The following is a 14,304-nucleotide window of genomic DNA, read 5'->3' on the forward strand; positions in this document are numbered from 1 at the left end:
AGTTTTTTATGTTAAAATTATTAATATATTATGTTATTCATATTATTTAAAAATTAATCATATTATATTCAACTGAGAAAAAAGTGAATAGTAAAATTTAAAATATAATCAAACATACTATAAATCAATGATAAAATTTAATTAAAAATAATAGGGGGGATATGTTTTATGAGGAATAAGAATTATTTAATATATTATACAATAATTTTAATAATATTTGCAATAGTAAGTTCTTTAATTAATAATTTAATGTTATGGGTTTTATTTGCTATTTATATCCCAGTTGGTTTTTTAACTTCTTTAGCAATAGGATCAGAAAGTAATGATTTTAAAATTGAAACATCTACTCCAAATTACTCAAATAAAACTCAAATAAATAAAGAAAAAGAAATTAATGATCCAAAAAAACAAAAGGACATTGAATCAATTAAAATTAAAAAACCAAATATCCATGATTCTAATGCAATTAATGATGTAACAATATTTCAAAGCCAAAACCTAAAAAAAGTAGAAGAAGCTAAAAAAGAACAGGAATGTTTGAAAAAAATTAAGGAAAAAAATTATTCTTTAAATATATTAAATGCATATGTAAATGATTCTGATTATTGTAAAATGTTATTATTTGAATATGATTTAAGTGATGATGACCTGAAGGAAATTATTAATATAATGAAATCTCAAATTGAATCTGGTGATTCATTAAAATATGGTGTAATGGAAGAGTTGGCGAATCGATCCAGATTCAAACAACAAGAAAATTTTCAAAGATTATTTGATGAGCAAAATGAGAGTAGTAAAATCACCTTATTAGAAGAGGAACCTGACATTAAAGATTTTTATATTGAATTTACCTATTTTGATCATGACAAAATTTACTACGAGGATCCTGAAAATAAGTATTTTCGTTTTGATTTGAGTAAAAATATTGAAAGTATTTGTGATGCAAATAGAATTAAAAAAAATCTAAAAGTAAAAAATAAATATTATAATATGAATGAATGGGATTGCACTCCTTTAGAAAAATTAGAACCTTTTTCAAAAGAAGAAATGAACCTTCTTTTTCAGCACTTATATAAAAAAATATTAAATAAGAATTTAAAATATAGGGAAGATGCTTGTTCTCATTTAGATTCTTTAACTGGTCTTAGCTATAAAAGAACTGATTATTTTAAAACATTATTAAAATAGAATAATTTAAACGAAAAAGAAGGAAATATTATCATTGATACATTAAAAAATTTGTTTAATGAACATTATCCAAAATATGTAATAAGAAACATACCCCCACGGAAAAATACATCTAATAACCCTCCAAAGGTATCCATAAAACGAAATGTTTCCTTAAGTACTAGAACAAAAGTATTAGAAAGAGATAAGTATACCTGTCAAATGTGTGGTAGAAATAGGCATGAGGGTGTTAAATTAGAAGTGGATCATATTATTCCAGTATCAAAGGGAGGATCTAATAATATGAGTAATCTCCAAACATTATGCTTTGATTGTAATAGAGGTAAATCTGCTAAAATATTACCAAATCAAATGAATAAATAAAGGGATTTAAGGAATATGGCATATGATGAAAAAAAAGAAACTATGAAAAAATTGTATGTAATAGTGGGTCCTTATCCCCCTAGGAAATCTTATTTTAATAAGTTATTATCTGACTATGAGTTATCTTATGAAGATGGAGAAGAAGTTATTGGGTATGTTAAAAAATTGATTAATAACAGCATTATAGATGAACTAGATATAAAGCATGAATTAGAAAAAGAAGTAAAAGATAGAAGTTCTATTAATAAACCACATGAAAATCGTTCTGTAGATAAGATTAGATTGAACGCTATGTTTGAATTAAAAATAATAGTAGGTTTACATGAACCGAGAAAACCTTATTTTTATGAATTATTAAATAAATACGAGTTATACCCTTAGATGGAGAGTATATTATTGAGGCTATTGTAGAAAAGATTCATAATTATCAATTATGGGATTATCAAGTAAGGGACGAATTGATATGGCATGTAAAAAATTATTCACAACCAAATTATTCACGAACCGGATATCATTACGAGAGTATTATCAGTGAAAGCATTATTAGAAAACGAGATATTACTTTAACTAAAAGAACATTAGTATTAGAACGAGACAATTACACTTGTCAAATGTGTGGTAGGGATAGATATGATGGTGTTAAATTAGAAGTAGATCATATAATACCAGTATTAAAAGGCGGAAGTGATGATATAAGCAACCTCCAAACTTTATGCTTTGATTGTAATCGTGGGAAATCTGATAAAATATTACATAATCAAATGAATAAATAACTTTTTTATATTAAATTGAAGATTTTTTTATTAGTGAGATGAAAGTATAAAATTTTATATATTTTTATTTTAAATAATTAAATAAAAAAAGGGAGTTTGATATGAGTGGTTAAATATTGCCCAGAATGTGGAGCCGAACTAGAGGATACTCATAAGTTTTGTCCAGAATGTGGACATAAGTTTGATAAAAAAGTAACTAATAAAGAAACAGAAGATATTAAATCTAAAATAACTAATACTAAAATAGATAAATCTACCATATTGAATAAAAAGGTAATTGTTGGAGTAATAGCAGCAATAATAGTAATTTTTGGTATAATTTTTGTAGCAGATTACTTAACCCCAACAGAATCCCCAGATACTAATTTACAATTTCAAATAGTGGATATAAATCAAAACATATATAAATTTAATGATGGCGGTTATGGATTTTATATTAATGGTGAAATAACTAATTTACCAAGCAATACTGATCCTTATACTATTAAAGCAGAATTCTTTGATTTTTGGGGTAATGCACTAGGTGTAGATACTCGTAATGTAACTCAAAGTGGTCCAACTAATGGACAATTCTCTTTAGCTTCATATGGTACAGATAGTGGTATTAAACCACACCATGTAGTGATAGAAATAAAAAATGGTCAAACTGTTTGTGGAAAAACTACTTATAAAATAAATACAAATAATATGCCAACTTTTTAATAGGGATTTTTAACACTTACCCCTTTTTTAACTTTTTCTAAAATTACATAATCAACAAAAATAGTTATTAAAAAAAGAATTTAAAGTAATTCTTTCTTTTTAGCTTCAAATTCTTCTTTAGTTAATAATCCTTTTTCGTATAGTTCAGCATATTTTAATAATTCATCAGCATTACTACTTTGGGGTTCTTCTTTTTGTAGTGGACTTGGAGTTGGAGTATCTTTATTTTTCTGGTAACTATCCCATTTTTCATGTAAATATGTATAAATAGTTTCACATACTTTGGCTGTTGCACCTAAGCTAATTACTTCTCCATCACGCATACGTACATTAACATTACTCATAGCATGTTTAACTTAAGATAATTACAAACGCTGAAAATTTAAAAAGAAAATTTTAAACTATTAATTTAACATACTATAAATCAATCATAAAAAAACTTTAATAAGTGAATGGGGATGTGATATGTTTTATGGATAATAAAGATTATTTAATAATTGGTTTAATAATAGTTATAGTTGGGGTTGTTGCATTATTTGCAGGATTTGCCCTTGCAGGTAATAATAATCCTACAATAACTAGCAATGTAACAGTTAATAATACTACTAACAGTACTAATGATTCTGTAAGCACTAACACTAAGGATTCTAGTGATTCTAAAAATGTGGCAGTTAGTAGTAATTCTCATACAAATTCTAAACAAGTTTCTAATAATGGTAATTTAGATGAAGAGGATGATGAAAAAAAGAGTGTTGAACTTCAAATTAAAGAGTGGGATGATTGGCATCAATCAAATATACCCCCTGATTGGGATAAAATTGGTGGAAATGATGGAATTATAATTTGATTTTTAATTATACGAACAAGACTTTTATATAAAATTAATTATAAAACATTTTCTTGAGAGATAATATGTGTTAAGTTTAACATATTACACCCCCTTTTAAACTTTTTTTGGCTCTGTAGAAATCCTATATTTTTATTAAAATATTTTTTCAGTTGAACTTGTACTTGGGTGTTTTTTATTTTTTGGTTTTCTTTATTTGTTTTTTAAAGAATTTTAAGGTGGTTTTAGCAACTTACACTTGAAATACTACTTAAGATGTTTAAAATAAGTTATGATAAAGTATTAATAGTTAAATGGAGAAAAGATATTATTATGTTTACTAAAAAAACCTTTTCTCCATATCATATTTTGTTTTCAAGACAGTTAAACCTTTTGGATTTTGAATGTGAAAAACCATTAGAAAACTGTTTAAATCGTCAGTCTAAAAATGGTAATATTGAATTATCAGGTAATCACATGCTGCTATATGCTGAAAAAGTATATAACTATGCTAAAGCATGTTTAAATGATTATTCCAATTATTTCAGTAATCATTTATACACACAGCCTAAATTATTCACTATTTTAGCTCTTAAAATGTATTCAAAAATGACCTATCGTGAAATAATTGAGTGGATGCAATTATCCGATAAGTTACTAAAATTTTTAAGATTAAAAACCGTCCCACATTATACAACAATTCAGAAATTCTTTAAAAGAATATCTGAAACCAGCTTTAAAGAATTAAACAAGAAAATATTATCAAAATTCACTTTAACTGGTGGAAACATTGCTTTAGACGGATCAGGATTCACCAATGATTATGCCGATAAATATTTCGCGAAAATACGACGTAAAGAACGAAAAAGCTATGTGAAAAACCATATTGCAATCAATGTTGACACACAACTAATTCTTGATGATCAAGTCCAAAGAGGCCCCAGACATGACACACACTTCGCAAAACAATCAATCAGAAACATAAAAATATATAAACCACATTACATAATTGCAGACAAAGCATACGATACAGAACCCATAAGAAAATGTATAAAATGAAGAAGTAGGAGCATTTGACCAAATACCATTAAAAACAAGAGCCAAAAACGGACACTACAGAACCAACAGCCCCACAATATTCCGACCCAAAATATACAGAAAAAGAAATAACATAGAATGCGTATTCAGCGTGGTAAAAAAGAAAATTTAATGGAACAAATCACAGCAGAAGCCTAAAACTGTCAAATAAAGAAACCAAACTCAAAAACACATTCTACAACTTCTACAGATCAACAAAAATACCTCAAAAATAGGGTTTCTACAGAGCCCTTTTTTTATAAAATTTTATTAACTTGTTTTTTCATATATTTTATTTGATAATGTATGGAATTTACTAATCTTATATGTCATCACAAGCTTGAGAGAAGTTTTCATTTTAAAGGTCATCAGTTTCCAGTCTGTGCTAGGCGTACTGGTGTTTATTTAGGAGTTTTTACCTATATTGTTTATGCTTATTTTTATTTTATAGATTATACTCCTTCACTACTTTTATTTAGTGTTTTAATTTTATTGCCATTGGTGGTTGATGGTGTTACACAAAGTTTAGGTTTTCATGAAAGTAATAATACTTTAAGATTTATTACAGTATTGCTTAGAGGACTAAGTATTGGTATTCTTATTTAAGCTTTGAAATATTATATTTTTTTAGGTTGAGAAGATACAATTTTTAATAGTTACCTAATAAATTCGATGTATACATAATTTTATATCGATTAAAATTTTATATAATAATTATTATAACTCCCAAAAAAGGAGGTGAAAAAAAATGAACTATAAAAAAAAGATTTTATTAATTAACCTATTCTTACTATTTTTAATAATTACAATACCAAGTGTAATAGCAGATGAAAACATAAGCACAGAACCTTCCGGAATTATTGCTAACTCACAAAATAATATTACTTTATATAATGAAGTTCAAAATAATGTAATTTCCTCAAATGATTCAATTCAAAGTAGTATAGATTCATCAAGTGAAGGATCCACAATTATTTTAGAACCTGGAACTTATAATCAAAGTGGAATTTTAGTAAATAAAAGTTTAACATTTGTAGGTAATGGAAAATCTAATTTAATAATCTTAAATGGTAATAATGACAATTCTTCTATTTTCACTATTACTGGTGGTGTTAATGTTAATTTTATTAATATGACATTTATTAATGGTAATAGTTCTGATGGTGGTGCGATTTCCAGTTTTGATAGTCCGATTACAATATCAAATTGTATCTTTGAAAACAATCATGCAAGCACTAATGGTGGAGCAGTTTGTCTTAAAAATTCTTCCCTACAAATAAGTGATTCCCAATTTTATAACAACCAAGCAGATTATGATGGTGGAGCTGTAGCTACTAGTAGTTCAATTAATTGTAAAATTACTAATACTGTTTTTAATAATAATTCTGCACTTGGATGGGGTGGAACTATTTATTCATGGTATACAAGTATGAATTTAAATAATATTAGTATTAGTAATGGGTTTGCAGAAATTGGTGGTGCTATCTTTAATAGTGGAAATATAGTTGCTACTAATAGTGTTTTTACTGAGAATAAGGCTTCTTCCGAAGGTGGATGTTTTTATAATTATGCTAACAGTTTAATAGTTAATAATTGTATTATTTTAAATAATTCAGGTATTCTTGGAAGTGATATTTATTTATATAGAACAAATTCTTTAAGTAATTTTAATAATAATTGGTGGGGTGTAAATAACCCATTAAATAGTACAGTTTATCCGATTAACTGGACTGGAAGATTTGTTCTTGATTATGATAAAACTATTAATTATCCTTCTACTTGGTTAAATTTGAAAACTAGTATAATTGAAAATAATACTACTGGAATTTTAACCATCTTTTTAGAATCAAATAATGGTATGAAAATTAGTAACATGCCTCTTAATGTAACTGTAAGTGTAGATGGTTCAAATTATTATAATAACTTAATTAATGGTAGTGTAACTTATAAGTTAAGCAAAACAAATTCTAATCAAACTATAATTACAACTTGTGATTATCAAGTATTGGTTAATAATTTAAATGCTTTAAACAATACTAATAGCAGCACTAATACAACAAACAATACTTCAAATAATACTAATTCAACAAATAATAGAAATAGTAATCAAAATACATCTACTTTTACTAATTCTACAAATAAACTTGATACAAACAGTTCAAATAAAATTAGTAATGAAGTAAATATGAAGGTAACGGGAAATGAATTCGGCTTACTACTATTAACATTAATAGGTTTAATAGTGTGTAAATTTAAAAAATAGTTAAAAATGAAAAAAATGTTTAAAAAATTTTAATAAATTTATTCTGCTAATTTATTGCGAAATTTTGAACTTTTTTTCATATTTTTATATTCTTCTTTTTTTGGACATTTAAATTCTTCAACTAGTAAAACTAAGTAATCATAATATTCAGGTATATTATTATCTTTACCTTTGATTAATCCACGATAATTAACACCAATATAACCTGTATCACCAATATCCATTTTTAATCTTTCAATAGTACTGAAATTATCGAAAAATCTTTCCATTTCAACAGTATCATTTAAAGGCGCTTTATAATGAATAGCCATAGTTTTATCTTGTCTAGATTTAATCCCTACAAATTCCTGTTTAATTTTAAGTATTTCACCAGATCTCTTCTTAAAAGTTATATAATCACTTATATCTGAATTTACCATTTTATACTCCATGAACCTTATTTTTTAATCAATATGATGGAAAGGACAAGTTCCACAAGTAGGATCATAATAAGAATCTTTAGGTACATTTTTAACAGGATCTAAAAGTAAAGACATGGAAAATATTACATCTCTATCAGGACTAGGTTCACGCACTACAGGTGATAAGCCTCTAAAGTTAACAGGAACAAATCCAGTGTTACTTATATTATATGCTAAATTTCCAACATCCCCAACATCATCAAAGAAGTCTATAATTTCTTTTAAAAATTTAGGTAATGTGTGAAAGTTCATACTTAATAAATGGTCTTGTCTTTGTTTTATTCCAACATACTTAATGTTTACAGCTAAACTTTCACCATTTTCTTTTTGAAAAGTGATATAATTTTCTAAATCCACGTCTTCATCTTTAATTTTGTTTTCTTCATCCATTTTTTTTATCCTCCATTAAAAAATTTTTTAATGTAATTTTTTTTATAAAAAAATATAAAGATTATTGTGATGAATTTTCAAAGTGTAAACCACAACCTGTACACTCATGACATAAATCAATTTCTTCAGGAGTTTTCACAGATTCTTGAACAGTTAATGCCATAAATGAATATTTATTCCCTATTTCATTTTTTTCAAGAACTGGAGATATTCCCCTAAAATAAATAGGTATGTCCCCTGTACTACATATATCCATTTTAAAAGGTTCTATCATGTCAAAACTTTGGAAAAATCTTTGTATAACTTCCATATCCTCTTTAGGTACTCTGAAGTTTATACTCATAAATGCATCTTCTCTAGATTTTATACCTACATATTTTTGATTTACTTCTAATACTTCTCCAGACTGTTTTTTAAATATTAAATTTTCACCAAGATCAGATTCTGACATATTAATTTTTCTCCGATTTTATTCTTTTAGTAAATTTTATAAAAATGATTTACTTTAATTTTTATTATTTCTTTTTTTATTCTTAATTAGAAATAAACTTTAATTTTTATTAATTTAAAATTTATGGTTTCTTATTATATAATAAAATTTATGGTTTCTTATTATATAATAATATATAGCATTTTTTTAATTACAAATAAAAATAATTTGTCATTAATTATCATGAAAATTAATAAAGTATATATTAATAAAAGACTGATATTATTATATGTTAAAAATATTTAACTGATACTTTTTTAATATTTTAACTAAAAAAAAAATTTTTTATTTAATTAAAATTATTAATTCTTTATTACTAATTTTTTTAAAACTAAAATCAAAAAAAATTAGATAATATTTTATATTTAACTTAAAAATAAATTTTACAAAATTAATTTAAAAAAAAAATAATATGGTAGGTAGAAAAATATGAATGAATTCGCAAAAGAAATTGGACTTCGTATTAATGACTTAAGAGAATTGTCTGAAATTTCAACAAAAGACTTCGCTGAACAATTAAAAATTGATGAAGATACTTATATTTTATATGAAAAAGGAGAAAAAGATATTCCAGCAAGTTTACTTAATGAAATTGCAAATATTTTCGATGTAGACCTATCCTTATTACTTACTGGTGAAGAAACTAGAATGAACATTTTTGATGTTACTAAAAAAGGAAAAGGAACTAGTGTTGATAGAAGTAAAGAATATGAATATGAAAACCTTTGTAAAAGATTTGCAAATAAAAAATCTGAATTTTTTATAGTAACTGTAGATCCTAAAGAGGACAAAACACCTTCATTAAATAATCATCCAGGACAAGAATTTAATTATATTCTTGAAGGAAGCTTAAAATTATTTATACATAATAATGAAATTGAATTAAACCCTGGAGATTCAGTGATATTTGACAGTACCCATAAACATGCAATGGTTGCTTTAAATAATAAACCAGCAAAATTTTTAGCTGTTTTAATGTAAAAAAATATCAAATTTTACAAATAATAAATATTATTTTTAGAGGAATAATAAAATGACATCACTATTAAAAAAATTTCTTAAAAGAGTAGATTTTGACTCTTACGAAGACTTTAAAGAAAACTTTGAATTAAAAATCCCAAAAAATTTTAACTTTGGATTTGATGTTGTAGATGAATATGCAAAAATAGATCCAAATAAATTAGCACTTGTTTGGTGTGATGATAATGAAGAAAAAACATTCACATTTAAACAAATTAGTAAACTAAGTAATCAAGCAGCAAACTTCTATAAAAACTTAGGAATTAAAAAAGGAGATACTGTAATGTTAACCCTTAAAAACCGTTATGAATGGTGGATTAACATGGTAGCATTACACAAATTAGGAGCTATAGCTGTACCTGCAACCCATATGCTAAAACTTCATGATATTGATTACCGTATTAATAACGCAGAAATAAAAATGGTTGTAACTGTAGAAGAAAATTATTTAATCAAAGATTATAATAAAACCCATGAAAAATATGATTTTGAACGAGTAATAGTAGGAAATAAAGAAGTTCCTGGTTGGTATAATTTCAACAAAGAAATCATGAAAATGAGTGATGAATTTGAAAAACCAAGTGGAAACGATATTGTTACTAATGATGACACAATGTTAATTTATTTCACTAGTGGAACTAGTGGAGAACCAAAAATGGTATCACACACTCCTGTCTATGCTTTAGCACATATTGTAACTGCAAAATATTGGCAAGATGTTGTTGAAGAAGGACTTCATCATACTGCAGCAGATACTGGTTGGGGTAAAGCTGTATGGGGAAACCTTTATGGGCAATGGATAGCTGGAACAGCCATATTTATTTATGATTATGTTAGATTTAATGGATTAAGTTTAATAAAAAAGGTTTTAGATCATCATGTAACCACTTTTTGTGGACCTCCAACTATTTACAGATTCTTAATCAAAGAAGACTTAAGTAAATATGATTTTAGTAATATAAAACATGTTACAACAGCAGGCGAACCTTTACCTCCTGAAGTTTTCAAAGTATTTAAAAAACAAACTGGATTAAGTATTAAAGAAGGTTTTGGACAAACTGAAACTACTTTAGGACTTGGTACATTCATATGGTTAGAACCTAAACTTGGATCTGTTGGTAAACCAAGCCCATTATATAATCTTGATATACTTGATAAAGATGGTCAAGTTGTGGATATTGGAAGTCGAGGGGAATTAACTTTTTGTATTGATCAAGGCCGCCCTGCAGGATTATTTAAAGAATACTTTAAGAACCCTGAACAAATGAAAAAGAAAAATTATGATGGACATTATCATAGTGGAGATACTGTATGGGTTGATGAAGATGGATACTATCACTTTGAAGGCCGTAACGATGATATAATTAAAAGTAGTGGATATCGAATTGGACCATATGAAGTTGAAAGTGCTGTAATATCACACCCTAGTGTTCTTGAATGTGCAATTACCGGTGTTCCTCATGAAGTTAGAGGACAAGTAGTTAAAGCAACTATTGTTTTAACCCGAGGATATACTCCAAGTGATGAATTAGCTAAAGAAATTCAAAATCATGTTAAAAAAGTAACTGCACCGTATAAATATCCTAGAGTAATTGAATTTGTTGATGAATTACCAAAAACCATTAGTGGAAAAATCAAAAGAAACACTATACGTGGAGAAGACATAAACAAATCAGATAAAGAATAATTATTACAATAAATTAATGGAAATAAATAAAATATATTAAGATTTGATAAATATGAATGAAGATAAACCAAAAGCATATCCTATTATTAATAAAAATAATTGTAAAGCCTGTGGGAGATGTATACTTTACTGTAAAAAGAATTGTTTAGTTTTAAGTAAGGGAATTAATAATAAAGGATATCAATATGCAGAATATACAGGAGAAGGTTGTATAGGTTGTGGAGATTGTTATTATACTTGTCCAGAGCCTTTAGCAATCGAAGTACGCATTCCAGTGAAAAAAAGAAATTATAAAGGTGAATAAAATATGAGTAGTCAAATGGTTAAAGGAAACACTGCAGTTATTGTTGGAGCATTATATGCTGGTTGTGATTGTTATTTTGGTTACCCAATTACCCCTGCAAGTGAAGTACTCCATGAAGCAAGTAAATATTTCCCAAAAGTCGGACGTACTTTTATACAAGCTGAAAGTGAAGAAGCAAGTATCAATATGATTTATGGAGGAGCATCTGCAGGACATAGAGTCATGACTGCATCTTCCGGGCCTGGAGTAAGTCTTATGCAAGAAGGATTCACTTATCTTGCCGGAGCAGAATTACCAGCTGTAATTGTTGATGTTATGCGTGCAGGACCAGGATTAGGTAATATTGGACCAGAACAAGGAGATTATAATCAAGTTGTTAAAGGTGGAGGCCATGGAAATTATAAAAACATTGTTTTAGCACCAAATAGTGTTCAAGAAATGTGTGATTTAACAATGAAAGCATTTGAATTAGCAGATAAATACCGAAATCCAGTAGTTGTTCTTGCAGATGCAGTATTAGGACAAATGGCAGAACCATTACAATTTCCAGAAAGAGCTTATCATAAAAAACCTGATAATTCTTGGGCTGTAAGAGGAAACAAAGAAACAAAGGATAATCTTGTTACAAGTATTTTCTTAGACTTCGACCAATTAGAAGATTTTAATTTTTACATACAAGATAAGTATGCAGATATTGAAAAAAATGAAGTTCAATATGAAGGGTACAAATTAGATGATGCAAAAATAGTACTTGTTTCATATGGAACAAGTAGTCGTGTAGCAAGAACTGCAGTAGATATTGCAAGAAAAAAGGACGTTAAAGTTGGATTATTACGTTTAATAACATTATTCCCTTTCCCTAAAGGTAAAATTGCTGAACTTTCAGAAAAAGGATGTGACTTCATTAGTGTTGAAATGAGTAACGGACAATTACGTGAAGATATTAAAAGTGCAGCATATTGTAAAGATGTGAGTCTTGTAAATCGTATGGGTGGAAATCTTATAGAATTACAAGATATCTTGAATAGAATTTATGTTAACGCAGGTATTGATGAAGAATATAAATTACATTCTAAAGAAAGAAAATATTATATCGATTACACTCACGATGAAACATACAAAGATGAATTAGATAACGATGACATTCTAAGACATAGGGTAATAGATTAAAAATAAATTTAATGGATGTGTAAAAAGAATGAAAACTCAAGATGAATATGAAGATATACCAGGTTACCCTGATTACCAAATGAAAGTTATAAAAAAACCAAATAGTCTTAACGATGAATTCACACATAAAGGAAGCGACATAAAAAACACTCATTATTGTGCAGGATGTGGACATGGAATACTTCATAAATTAATAGGTGAAGTAATGGATGAACTTGAAATTCAAGACCGTAGTGTAATGATTTCACCAGTAGGATGTGCAGTATTCGCTTATTATTATTTTAATTGTGGAAATGTTCAAACAGCACATGGACGAGCTCCAGAAGTAGGAACTGGAATAAGTCGTGCTGAAGAAAATAGTATTGTTATGAGTTACCAAGGTGATGGTGACCTAGCTAGTATTGGTTTAAATGAAACAATCCAAGCTGCAAATCGTGGAGAAAAAATTTCAGTATTTTTTGTAAACAATACTGTTTATGGAATGACTGGTGGACAAATGGCACCAACAACACTTATTGGTGAAAAAACTAAAACCTGTCAAGAAGGAAGAGATTCTAATTATACAGGTTATCCTATGCATATGTGTGAATTATTAGATAATTTAAAAGCACCTGTATTTATAGAACGAGTATCACTCGCAACTCCATCTTTAATTAGAAAAGCAAAAATAGCTATACGTAAAGCATTACTTATTCAAAAAGAAGGGAAAGGATATGCATTTGTAGAAGTATTATCTCCTTGCCCTACTAATTTACGTCGTGATGCACAAGGAACCGAAGATTTCCTTATAAATGAAATGGCTAAAGAATTCCCAGTGAAAAGATTCCGGGATAATTATCATGATGTTAAACCTATTGAACGTAGAACACCAGATTACAGTATTAAAAAATTAGATGAAGTTTTTGAAATTGATCGTTCAAATATGATTACATTAAAAGATGATGAAAACTTTGAAGATGTAACTATTAAATGTGCTGGTTTCGGTGGTCAAGGTGTTTTAAGTACTGGTTTGACTTTAGCTCAAGCTGCATGTGCTGAAGGTAATCATGTTAGTTGGTATCCAAGTTATGGTCCTGAACAAAGAGGAGGAACTAGTAATTGTAGTGTAACTATCAGCCCTCATACTATTGGAACACCTGTTGTTGAGGCTTGTGATTATCTTATTGCATTAAATAAATCTGCTTTAATGAAATTTGCAGTTGATGTTAAAGATGATGGATATATTTTATATGATTCTCGTGCAGGGGATTATACTCATGGAGATTTAAATGCTAAAGAAAGTGTTCATTTAATTAGAATTCCTGCAAGAGAAATAGCTACTAAAATTGGTAATCCTAAAGCTATGAATACTGCTATTCTTGGAGCTATAATGGAAATTGGTGGTGAAGGAGAATTAATAGCACCTGAAGCTTATGAAAAAGGTATTGAGGAAAGTTTTGCTTCTAAACCTAAATTAATTGATATTAATGTTAAAGTTTTACATGCTGGTGCTAAATGGATGAGAGAAAATCCAATTAGCAAATAAATAAAAGGAGAATATATTACTTTTATTTCTATTTTTTATATTTTTTTATATAATTTTTTTATATT

At 27.2% G+C, this 14,304-nt stretch carries 18 protein-coding genes; 14 read left to right on the forward strand and 4 right to left on the reverse strand.

Annotation, left to right across the window (positions count from 1 at the left end; genetic code table 11):
• The first annotated feature begins 168 nt into the window (after window positions 1–168).
• From ACA135_RS04755 to ACA135_RS04775, 5 genes are all read left to right on the forward strand, one after another.
• Entirely contained in the window at window positions 169–1,188 is a 1,020-nt protein-coding gene (locus ACA135_RS04755; RefSeq protein WP_409197625.1) for a hypothetical protein, read from the forward strand.
• 51 nt (window positions 1,189–1,239) lie between these two features.
• Window positions 1,240–1,551 carry an HNH endonuclease gene (locus ACA135_RS04760; protein ID WP_409197626.1) on the forward strand — a complete coding sequence of 104 codons (312 nt, stop codon included), beginning with the start codon at window positions 1,240–1,242 and terminating at the stop codon, window positions 1,549–1,551.
• A 15-nt stretch (window positions 1,552–1,566) separates the two neighbouring features.
• Window positions 1,567–1,932 carry a hypothetical protein gene (locus ACA135_RS04765; protein WP_409197627.1) on the forward strand — a complete coding sequence of 122 codons (366 nt, stop codon included), beginning with the start codon at window positions 1,567–1,569 and terminating at the stop codon, window positions 1,930–1,932.
• Between the two features lie 77 nt (window positions 1,933–2,009).
• Window positions 2,010–2,324, forward strand: a complete 315-nt coding sequence (locus ACA135_RS04770; protein ID WP_409197628.1) for an HNH endonuclease — start codon at window positions 2,010–2,012, stop codon at window positions 2,322–2,324.
• Between the two features lie 105 nt (window positions 2,325–2,429).
• Window positions 2,430–3,026, forward strand: coding sequence for a zinc-ribbon domain-containing protein (locus ACA135_RS04775; protein WP_409197629.1), 597 nt, complete (start codon window positions 2,430–2,432; stop codon window positions 3,024–3,026).
• Between the two features lie 80 nt (window positions 3,027–3,106).
• On the opposite strand, the gene ACA135_RS04780 is transcribed toward ACA135_RS04775, so the two are convergent.
• Complete coding sequence (locus tag ACA135_RS04780; RefSeq protein ID WP_409197630.1) at window positions 3,107–3,370, reverse strand: SHOCT domain-containing protein; 264 nt, start codon at window positions 3,368–3,370, stop codon at window positions 3,107–3,109.
• 128 nt (window positions 3,371–3,498) lie between these two features.
• Here ACA135_RS04780 and ACA135_RS04785 point away from each other — a divergent pair, with 128 nt between their 5' ends.
• The 4 genes from ACA135_RS04785 (at window position 3,499) to ACA135_RS04800 (ending at window position 7,192) form a co-directional block, all read left to right on the forward strand.
• Window positions 3,499–3,873: a hypothetical protein gene (locus ACA135_RS04785; RefSeq protein ID WP_409197631.1), complete on the forward strand. Its 375-nt coding sequence runs from the start codon at window positions 3,499–3,501 to the stop codon at window positions 3,871–3,873.
• A 312-nt stretch (window positions 3,874–4,185) separates the two neighbouring features.
• The gene (locus ACA135_RS04790; RefSeq protein ID WP_409197520.1) at window positions 4,186–4,911 is read left to right on the forward strand and encodes a transposase; all 726 of its coding nucleotides are present in this window, start codon (window positions 4,186–4,188) and stop codon (window positions 4,909–4,911) included.
• Window positions 4,912–5,235: 324 nt separating this feature from the next.
• Window positions 5,236–5,535, forward strand: coding sequence for a DUF2085 domain-containing protein (locus ACA135_RS04795; RefSeq protein ID WP_409197632.1), 300 nt, complete (start codon window positions 5,236–5,238; stop codon window positions 5,533–5,535).
• Window positions 5,536–5,677: 142 nt separating this feature from the next.
• The gene (locus tag ACA135_RS04800) at window positions 5,678–7,192 is read left to right on the forward strand and encodes a hypothetical protein (protein WP_409197633.1); all 1,515 of its coding nucleotides are present in this window, start codon (window positions 5,678–5,680) and stop codon (window positions 7,190–7,192) included.
• A 38-nt stretch (window positions 7,193–7,230) separates the two neighbouring features.
• Here the strand turns inward: ACA135_RS04800 and ACA135_RS04805 are convergent, their stop codons facing one another.
• The 3 genes from ACA135_RS04805 to ACA135_RS04815 all read right to left on the reverse strand — a co-directional run bounded on the left by ACA135_RS04805 (window position 7,231) and on the right by ACA135_RS04815 (window position 8,494).
• Window positions 7,231–7,611 carry a hypothetical protein gene (locus ACA135_RS04805; protein WP_409197634.1) on the reverse strand — a complete coding sequence of 127 codons (381 nt, stop codon included), beginning with the start codon at window positions 7,609–7,611 and terminating at the stop codon, window positions 7,231–7,233.
• Between the two features lie 24 nt (window positions 7,612–7,635).
• Window positions 7,636–8,043, reverse strand: coding sequence for a hypothetical protein (locus ACA135_RS04810; protein ID WP_409197635.1), 408 nt, complete (start codon window positions 8,041–8,043; stop codon window positions 7,636–7,638).
• 61 nt (window positions 8,044–8,104) lie between these two features.
• The gene (locus ACA135_RS04815; protein ID WP_409197636.1) at window positions 8,105–8,494 is read right to left on the reverse strand and encodes a hypothetical protein; all 390 of its coding nucleotides are present in this window, start codon (window positions 8,492–8,494) and stop codon (window positions 8,105–8,107) included.
• 468 nt (window positions 8,495–8,962) lie between these two features.
• Between ACA135_RS04815 and ACA135_RS04820 the strand changes: the two genes are divergently transcribed.
• The 5 genes from ACA135_RS04820 to ACA135_RS04840 are packed head-to-tail and all read left to right on the forward strand — an operon-like array spanning window position 8,963 to window position 14,239.
• The gene (locus tag ACA135_RS04820) at window positions 8,963–9,514 is read left to right on the forward strand and encodes a helix-turn-helix domain-containing protein (RefSeq protein ID WP_409197637.1); all 552 of its coding nucleotides are present in this window, start codon (window positions 8,963–8,965) and stop codon (window positions 9,512–9,514) included.
• A 52-nt stretch (window positions 9,515–9,566) separates the two neighbouring features.
• Window positions 9,567–11,240 carry an AMP-binding protein gene (locus tag ACA135_RS04825; protein WP_409197638.1) on the forward strand — a complete coding sequence of 558 codons (1,674 nt, stop codon included), beginning with the start codon at window positions 9,567–9,569 and terminating at the stop codon, window positions 11,238–11,240.
• A 52-nt stretch (window positions 11,241–11,292) separates the two neighbouring features.
• Window positions 11,293–11,544: a ferredoxin family protein gene (locus ACA135_RS04830; RefSeq protein ID WP_409197639.1), complete on the forward strand. Its 252-nt coding sequence runs from the start codon at window positions 11,293–11,295 to the stop codon at window positions 11,542–11,544.
• Between the two features lie 3 nt (window positions 11,545–11,547).
• Window positions 11,548–12,714 carry a 3-methyl-2-oxobutanoate dehydrogenase subunit VorB gene (locus ACA135_RS04835; protein WP_409197640.1) on the forward strand — a complete coding sequence of 389 codons (1,167 nt, stop codon included), beginning with the start codon at window positions 11,548–11,550 and terminating at the stop codon, window positions 12,712–12,714.
• A 28-nt stretch (window positions 12,715–12,742) separates the two neighbouring features.
• Window positions 12,743–14,239 carry a 2-oxoacid:acceptor oxidoreductase family protein gene (locus ACA135_RS04840; protein ID WP_409197641.1) on the forward strand — a complete coding sequence of 499 codons (1,497 nt, stop codon included), beginning with the start codon at window positions 12,743–12,745 and terminating at the stop codon, window positions 14,237–14,239.
• Window positions 14,240–14,304: the final 65 nt, after the last annotated feature.

Source organism: Methanobrevibacter acididurans, from assembly GCF_046197875.1.
GTDB classification, from domain to species: Archaea; Methanobacteriota; Methanobacteria; order Methanobacteriales; family Methanobacteriaceae; genus Methanobrevibacter_A; species Methanobrevibacter_A acididurans.

Bases quoted from the DNA above. Each gene is read 5' to 3' on its own strand.
- ACA135_RS04755 (WP_409197625.1), top strand. From the start codon at position 169: ATGAGGAATAAGAATTATTTAATATATTATACAATAATTTTAATAATA.
- ACA135_RS04765 (WP_409197627.1), top strand. From the start codon at position 1,567: ATGGCATATGATGAAAAAAAAGAAACTATGAAAAAATTGTATGTAATA.
- ACA135_RS04780 (WP_409197630.1), bottom strand. From the start codon at position 3,370: ATGAGTAATGTTAATGTACGTATGCGTGATGGAGAAGTAATTAGCTTA.
- ACA135_RS04785 (WP_409197631.1), top strand. From the start codon at position 3,499: ATGGATAATAAAGATTATTTAATAATTGGTTTAATAATAGTTATAGTT.
- ACA135_RS04790 (WP_409197520.1), top strand. From the start codon at position 4,186: ATGTTTACTAAAAAAACCTTTTCTCCATATCATATTTTGTTTTCAAGA.
- ACA135_RS04795 (WP_409197632.1), top strand. From the start codon at position 5,236: ATGGAATTTACTAATCTTATATGTCATCACAAGCTTGAGAGAAGTTTT.
- ACA135_RS04800 (WP_409197633.1), top strand. From the start codon at position 5,678: ATGAACTATAAAAAAAAGATTTTATTAATTAACCTATTCTTACTATTT.
- ACA135_RS04805 (WP_409197634.1), bottom strand. From the start codon at position 7,611: ATGGTAAATTCAGATATAAGTGATTATATAACTTTTAAGAAGAGATCT.
- ACA135_RS04810 (WP_409197635.1), bottom strand. From the start codon at position 8,043: ATGGATGAAGAAAACAAAATTAAAGATGAAGACGTGGATTTAGAAAAT.
- ACA135_RS04815 (WP_409197636.1), bottom strand. From the start codon at position 8,494: ATGTCAGAATCTGATCTTGGTGAAAATTTAATATTTAAAAAACAGTCT.
- ACA135_RS04820 (WP_409197637.1), top strand. From the start codon at position 8,963: ATGAATGAATTCGCAAAAGAAATTGGACTTCGTATTAATGACTTAAGA.
- ACA135_RS04825 (WP_409197638.1), top strand. From the start codon at position 9,567: ATGACATCACTATTAAAAAAATTTCTTAAAAGAGTAGATTTTGACTCT.
- ACA135_RS04830 (WP_409197639.1), top strand. From the start codon at position 11,293: ATGAATGAAGATAAACCAAAAGCATATCCTATTATTAATAAAAATAAT.
- ACA135_RS04835 (WP_409197640.1), top strand. From the start codon at position 11,548: ATGAGTAGTCAAATGGTTAAAGGAAACACTGCAGTTATTGTTGGAGCA.
- ACA135_RS04840 (WP_409197641.1), top strand. From the start codon at position 12,743: ATGAAAACTCAAGATGAATATGAAGATATACCAGGTTACCCTGATTAC.